Annotated in this window: 7 protein-coding genes; all 7 read right to left on the bottom strand. The window is 46.4% G+C overall.

The window, feature by feature from the left end:
- Positions 1–11: 11 nt before the first annotated feature.
- The 7 genes from fliD to CALK_RS06040 are packed head-to-tail and all read right to left on the bottom strand — an operon-like array spanning position 12 to position 6220.
- A complete protein-coding gene (gene fliD, locus CALK_RS06010) occupies positions 12–1868 on the bottom strand; it encodes a flagellar filament capping protein FliD (protein WP_022636774.1) in 1857 nt (618 codons plus the stop codon).
- 18 nt (positions 1869–1886) lie between these two features.
- Positions 1887–2270 (bottom strand): flagellar protein FlaG, encoded by a 384-nt coding sequence (locus CALK_RS12150; RefSeq protein WP_022636775.1) that lies wholly within the window; start codon positions 2268–2270, stop codon positions 1887–1889.
- 55 nt (positions 2271–2325) lie between these two features.
- Entirely contained in the window at positions 2326–2664 is a 339-nt protein-coding gene (locus CALK_RS06020) for a hypothetical protein (protein WP_022636776.1), read from the bottom strand.
- A gap of 44 nt (positions 2665–2708) precedes the next feature.
- Positions 2709–3638: a 6-hydroxymethylpterin diphosphokinase MptE-like protein gene (locus CALK_RS06025; protein ID WP_022636777.1), complete on the bottom strand. Its 930-nt coding sequence runs from the start codon at positions 3636–3638 to the stop codon at positions 2709–2711.
- Positions 3625–3936 (bottom strand): hypothetical protein, encoded by a 312-nt coding sequence (locus CALK_RS06030; protein ID WP_022636778.1) that lies wholly within the window; start codon positions 3934–3936, stop codon positions 3625–3627. Before CALK_RS06030 ends, CALK_RS06025 begins: the two co-directional genes overlap by 14 nt.
- A 1-nt stretch (position 3937) precedes the next feature.
- On the bottom strand, positions 3938–5944 hold the full coding sequence (locus tag CALK_RS06035; protein ID WP_022636779.1) for a motility associated factor glycosyltransferase family protein: 2007 nt from the start codon (positions 5942–5944) through the stop codon (positions 3938–3940).
- Positions 5945–5983: 39 nt separating this feature from the next.
- Positions 5984–6220 (bottom strand): hypothetical protein, encoded by a 237-nt coding sequence (locus CALK_RS06040; RefSeq protein WP_022636780.1) that lies wholly within the window; start codon positions 6218–6220, stop codon positions 5984–5986.
- Positions 6221–6394: the final 174 nt, after the last annotated feature.

A 6394-nucleotide genomic window follows, 5' to 3' on the forward strand; every position in this document is an offset into this window, starting at 1 on the left:
TGGGCATGCTCCTACATCATGTTCATGAGTGCGCCAGCCTGGCTATCCATTCGCGCCATGGCTTGTTCCATGGAGGCAAAGAGATTGTAGTAGTAGGCTTCTCTTTCGGCAAGGGTGCGTTCAAGGTCTGCAATGCGGGTATCAAACTCTTTCAACTGTTTTGAGAGAGTATTATTTGAGAAGCTCGTATCTCCTTCAACCCCTGCACGTTCAACAAGAATCCCCTTTTGACCGTTGTTATCACGGGTGGTCCGGGTATAATCCTGCATGATATCGTTCAGTCGTTCAGCAATGCCTTGCTCATTTCGCCGGGTTGCCCGATCCTCCCAATCGTTATATCGCACAGAGGATGTTTGGGTGAAGAGGTTTACCACTTCATTGTAGTTTGAGTCGAGGGCTTGACGCAACTTGTCCTCATCTACCTCCAGCTTTCCCCGTTCAAGATAGTTTCGTGATGTTGTTATACCCAGATCGGAAAGGGTAATACTTACTCCTTCTACGGGATCAGCAAGGGCGCGGCGCATCTGAGTGGTCATACTTTCCAGTTGGGTATCCCTGCCTAATAATCCGCGGCGGGCCTGTTCCTCCCACAACTCAATTTCATGCTCATCCATGGCACGACGCTGGTCGACAGTTAAGGGGCGGTGCTCAAAACTTCGTCGTTCCCCAGTTTTGGCATTAATATCCTCAATAAGGGCGTTGTAATCATCTACAAAGGAGGTGATTTTGTCAATAATTGCTTGGGTGTCTGTGCTGATCTCAATATCAATATCCCCCATGTTGCCATCGTAGGTGTTATTGAGTTCATACCGAACATTGTCTATTTCAAAGGTGTTGCTGCTTCGCGTTGTGGTGACACCATTGAGAGTAAACTGTGCATTTTGCCCTGGATTTGTTGAGTTGGTAATCTGTAATTGATCCGCAAAGAACCCGTCTGTATCATCAAGGGAAATATTATTTGAAACACCGGTCTCATCACTCATAAGAATAAAGCGGTTTTCAAGGGAGTTATATGTGAGGTTGACATTTGCCTGTGAGGAGTTTACCGTATTCATAAATTCGCGTACGGTGGTGTCAGACGAGAAGGAAAACTCTTCTCCGTTGATGGCAAATTCGAAGGTTTCTCCCGGAGCAAGGTCAAAGACCTCGTGAATTTCTCCCGTGGTGGAAATATAGTTTTTATCGCCACTTGAAAACCCAATATTTTCGAGAACCCCTGCATCCACCGAAAGGAGTCGCACGGAGTGTCCTGCTCCGGGGGTTATCTGAAGCTCTCCTCCATCAACGGAGATATCCATAACGTCGTCGCCGAAGGTGGTGTTTATTTGCTCTTGAAGATCGGTTGCCAAATCCTCTGCTGTGTCATAGTTGCCCGAAAGAGTAATGTTGCGTGTAGTACCGTCTACACTAATTCCAATGGTGTCATACCCATTGCTAATCAGGTCGTTTACGGAGGGGACATGGAGACCTTCTCCCTCAATGGAGGGGATTACTGAATCGCCGCGCCATGTATCTGCCGTGGCAAGTTGTGAGATCTCACTAATCTTGTGATTAAAATCGGAGATATGGGACTGTCCGGACACCGATACAATAGGGGTATCTGTGCCACCCAGAGTGACCGATGATTCAAACTCGTTAAAAGCACGGGGAGACCGGAGATTGGACTCACTGTTCAAAATATCAAAATAGGAGTTCTGAAAGGAGTTTATATCAGAAATTGTGTTACGATATTCCTCCTGCTGCCACTCAACCCAGGTCTTGTCCTGTTCAACCCGATCGACACGGTGTTGATAGGTTTTCATTAGATCCTGTACTTTTGTATCTGTATCAAAGCCTGATATAAGGCCACTCATTCTTGAGGCATCCATAGCTTCCTCCGTGAAAAGTTAGGCTTGTTCGTCCACAACAAGGCCAGCAAGTTCCCACATCTTTGAGATCATATCCTGAATTTTTTTCGGGGGGAACTCTTTTACAATCTCATCTCGTTCTGTATCCCAAATTCGGTATATCATCGCCTTTGTAGTCTCATGAACCGAACGGTCAATTCTTCTATTATAGGTTTCCAACACTTTATTTGCCTGAGCAATACTGTCTTCAATCATTCTGTTGGCATGTTCATCCGTTAGTGCACTAAGAGGTGCTGTTGCAGCTTCTTCCTCGTGGGAATGGACATGGCGAGATGCTTGGGGATGTTCGTTCTGCAATGCCGATGTTCGCGACAGTGAAGCCGTAGGATTTTGTTCTGCTGAAGGTCTGTTTTGTATCTCCATGGCTCCTCCCTTTCTAGTATATGTATCGGTATAATTACGTATTCTTTTATCATTTTTACTGAATCTGCCCGAGTTTTTTGCGAAACTCTGCCACTTGCGCTCCGTGGGAGCACGATTTTTGTAGATCCTTGGGGGATATGAAGGATACGCCCTGTAATTTCGCCCCTTTTTCAGAGAGGGTATAGCATGGAGCAGCACTGCGGGAGAGCTGCTTTTCCAGAGATTCCTTAAAACGGATGAATTCGGGAGAACTGGGGCGACTCACTCCATCATTACACCCGAGAGATGGGGCCGTTTTCCTGAGGGTGCGTTGTGTTTGGAGGCCCGTGGCGTGAGATCTGTTTTCGAAAAATACAAGGTCTTGGCCGGCAAGCACAACCTGCGAAGCCTCCATGGCGTTGGCGATACCTATGGCAAGGGATCCTACGGTGGAATGCCCTAAGGGAATTGTTTTTTTCCTGGAGAGGACGTGTGGGAATAGAGGATGTACTTTTTTCCGGAGAAGTATGAATGAATGAGCGTAGAGGTGGTATCAAGATAGATAAGGCCGGCTCGTGGGTCAGCCGTTTTAAGACGGCTCCACACCTTGTGTTTTGGCCATGGATCCATATCGATCCAGAAATCAGGGAGGATGTTTGCCTCTGCTAAAAGGGAGCCGTTTCTGCTGGTAGAGAGCAGTACAAAATATGGACGCAATTGTGATAGGTACGGAAGTGCTTCATGCAGGGAGGGGCCACCCATGAGTATGAGGAGGGGCAGGGTATGGAGAGATGGGAGAATGGTGGTGGTAAAATCTGGATCGTTTCGTGCGTGGTTGTGGCTGCTGTTTTCATCAAACAAGTGCTCTTGCTCTTCAGAGGTGTTGGCAAGGTCGATACGTCGATTTTGCAGCCAGTGTTGCAGTGCCGTAAGGGGGGACGCAATGGTATTCAGAGAACCGGGGAAGTATCTGACATGGAGTGTGGTGGGAAGACGGTGAAGAAATTGGTGGAGCTCTGCTTGGGTTGTGCATAGAGCAAAGACGATCTGAGGGGTGTCTTCAAGAAGAGAGAGTATACGGGAGGTCTCCTCAAGATGTTTTACGAGGTAGGGATCAGTCTCCAGTAGGTAGAGAGTGCCGGAAAACCCCGCTTCGAGCAGTTCAAATATATATTGCCCCGCTCCGAGGCCATAGACCAAGTAGTCGCCTTTTTGGTGGAAGTTCTTTTGTGCAAAGAGTTTTCCCAAAAGCGGAGCGTTATATGAACTGTAAAAGGAGCGATAATAGGAGCCTTCCTCCTTGCGAGAAAGGGTGTCAAACTCCGTGGTGTAAGTTGGAGGAAAGGCTGAGCGTATCTTTTGGATGAGAACGTTTTTATTCAGGATCACAGAGAATCCCCCGGGAGTGACAGGTAAGAAAGAATTCACGCAGTTCAAAGCTGATAAGGTCGGTTATTTTTATCCAGTCATCAAAGTCAAGAGCATCCTGTAACAAGAGAAGTATATTGTGGAGCCACTCGTAATAGTTTGTCAAGGATGGTTCATGGTGTAGGGCATGGAGAATCTCCTGGGCTTCATCGAGGAGGGGAACCACGCGCTGAAATGCCTGTGCTTCCGCTCCATTGGTGTAGAATTCCTCTGTCAAGAGCTGAATCTCTTCGATGATGGTGGCAAGGGTACGGCTCATACTACGGTTTTTTCACTCCTTGATTTCCATAAAATACCCGAAAGGGAAGGTCGTAGGTCTCATCGGAGAATTCCTCTGCACGAAGTGCGTAGTCGCGCGGTGTAATTCCCGCTTCTTTCAGCTCCTCTGTGGCAGATATCGAGAAGGAACGGTGGTGCGTGAGAAGTACTTTTACGGTTTTCTTCGCATACAACTCAATTTTTTTATAGAGCCCGTCAAGAATTTGGATGTTTTTCAGAATATTATCTTCGGTAAAATGTTCTCCATCAACAGTATTTAACGAGTAGATTGCCACTTGAATGTAGTAACGGAAGAGAATATTATACATGGGAGTTTCACGAATTGTTTTGAGAAGTTCTTTGCCACCAAAATCAATGGTGTCGTATATAAAGTCGAGTTGCTTTTGTGTGGTAATTCCTGCATCACAAATCTCACGTGCTTCCTCAAGCATGTCCAGGAGGGTTTCCACATCGGTAAGAAACGTTAGGAACTCCTCAATCTTTTCTTCTGTTTTCTGTACAGCCCGTATCCGTGATCGTTCATAGAGGTCTGTATCCATCTCCCACTCGTCGTAGACTCTATGTAAAGGGTCGATGGGAGCAGAGGGAGCAATGTAGGTGTCAATAACCTCACGGAGGGGAAGAATCTCTGTACCACGGATGTATGCACCGCCTTCAGTTGCATCGATTACGGTGGTATTCCTGGTCAGCTGGATCATGTTCTCATATGCCTTAAGAAATTTGGTCCAGACATCGGTACTTCGCAGCTTGTTTCCTGCATAGTCTTCAACGTAATGCTCCAGATCATCCATGGTGTCAACTTTTTTTTGTACCGCCTCAGCTTCGGAATTATGAGAGTAGCCTTCTTCTGAGTAGGCGAGGTCCTGTCCAATGAGGATAATTGGGTCGCATCCGCCTTGGTATGCAAAACTAAACAGCATGTGAGATACGGAGGGGCCGCAGATCATAGAACCCTTTGCATCTTCACTGAATTGGTTGACCCACTCTGCCGTGGGTATTCCCGCTTTGGGGAAGGTAATACCTCGGGAAAATTTTTCGAGAAGGGGAGGCTGTACCACAGTCGGTGCTACCACTACTGTTTCTTCAGGGAAGGTGGCATCTCGATAAAAACAGTCATAGGTATACATTATTCTTTCAACAGATCCCACGGCATCAACCCGAATCCCATGTTTTTGCAAGAGATTCATGGAGCCGTCACAGGATAATATCAGACAGCGATCATCAATTTCTTTTAAGAGTGATATGTTTTTGTTGAGGGAGGGGCCGGAGGCAACAATAACAGCGGGTTTATTCCGGTAACGCTTCTGGGCAGTTTTCATAAATTCACGAATCCCCACATGCGTAAGAAGATATTCATGATTCGCCAAGTAGTTGTTCAGCCCCACCAGAGTATCATCTACGCTGTTTCCCATGCCAAATTTCACATAGTTTTTCTCCTCTTCAAGTCGCTGCAGAACTGTGCGGGAGAATCGAATATAGGCGGGATCATATACGGGAAAGGTAATCGCACGCTTGGGTGCGGTCATATTGGGAAAATACACACACGCCAATTCTTTGATTTGCTGTTCCATGGGGTAGGACTCTATGCCTGAGGATATGAAAAGCAGTTGCGTTTTTTCTATGGCCTGACTGACATCGTGACGTCGAAGAAACTCCACAATGAGATGGGGGTCTTCTTCGCAGAGAAATAGAATGGATTTGCTATTAAGTCGGTTCAGGATTTCCCGTGCCTTATACCCCAAACCCACACCGATTTGAATAACGGAAATGCGGTTCTTTGAAAAGTCGATTGTATCTGCGTAGAGAACTGCTTCTCCTTGGGGATTCATCATGCTGGTAAATTGGATATATTCAGAGTTGTTCCGTCGCCGCAGAAGGTAGGGCTGTTCTTGCACTGTATCTATGGAATACAGGGGGCTTTGAGAGAAGTCGGAAAATGAGTCAAGTCGTTCCCAAATCTTTCGTTGTGTTTTGCCAAGAGCCTGCATATTTTTGCGTATGTATCCATGAAAAACCTTTCAAAAAACTTACGAGGTGCAGAGAAGTGGACGAATGAAGTAGTTGAGTACATCGAGAAGACGAACCGTGTCTTTATTATGCAAGGCGTCTTCATAGATGGAGAGGTATTCTGCCAGGTGGCTCTGCTCGTCTGGTCGTGCCTGCTCTAGATAGGTTTCTATAAGAGCGGTGAGGCCTCTATGACCTTCTTGGAATCGGTGTTCACGAAAAATCGTATCCAGACTGTCAAATATCTGACTATCCACAATATTCCTCCTCATAATAGATACAGTAAGTATATGTTATCAGTACGAAAAAGACAAATAAAAAGGAGGAGTAAAAACTCCTCCCTGAGACTCCCATCTTTTTTTACTGTAGCAGTTGCAAAACTCCTTGGGGTGCTTGGTTTGCCTGGGCAAGCATAGATTGCGATGCTTGCT

It is taken from the genome of Chitinivibrio alkaliphilus ACht1, assembly GCF_000474745.1.
GTDB lineage: Bacteria > Fibrobacterota > Chitinivibrionia > Chitinivibrionales > Chitinivibrionaceae > Chitinivibrio > Chitinivibrio alkaliphilus.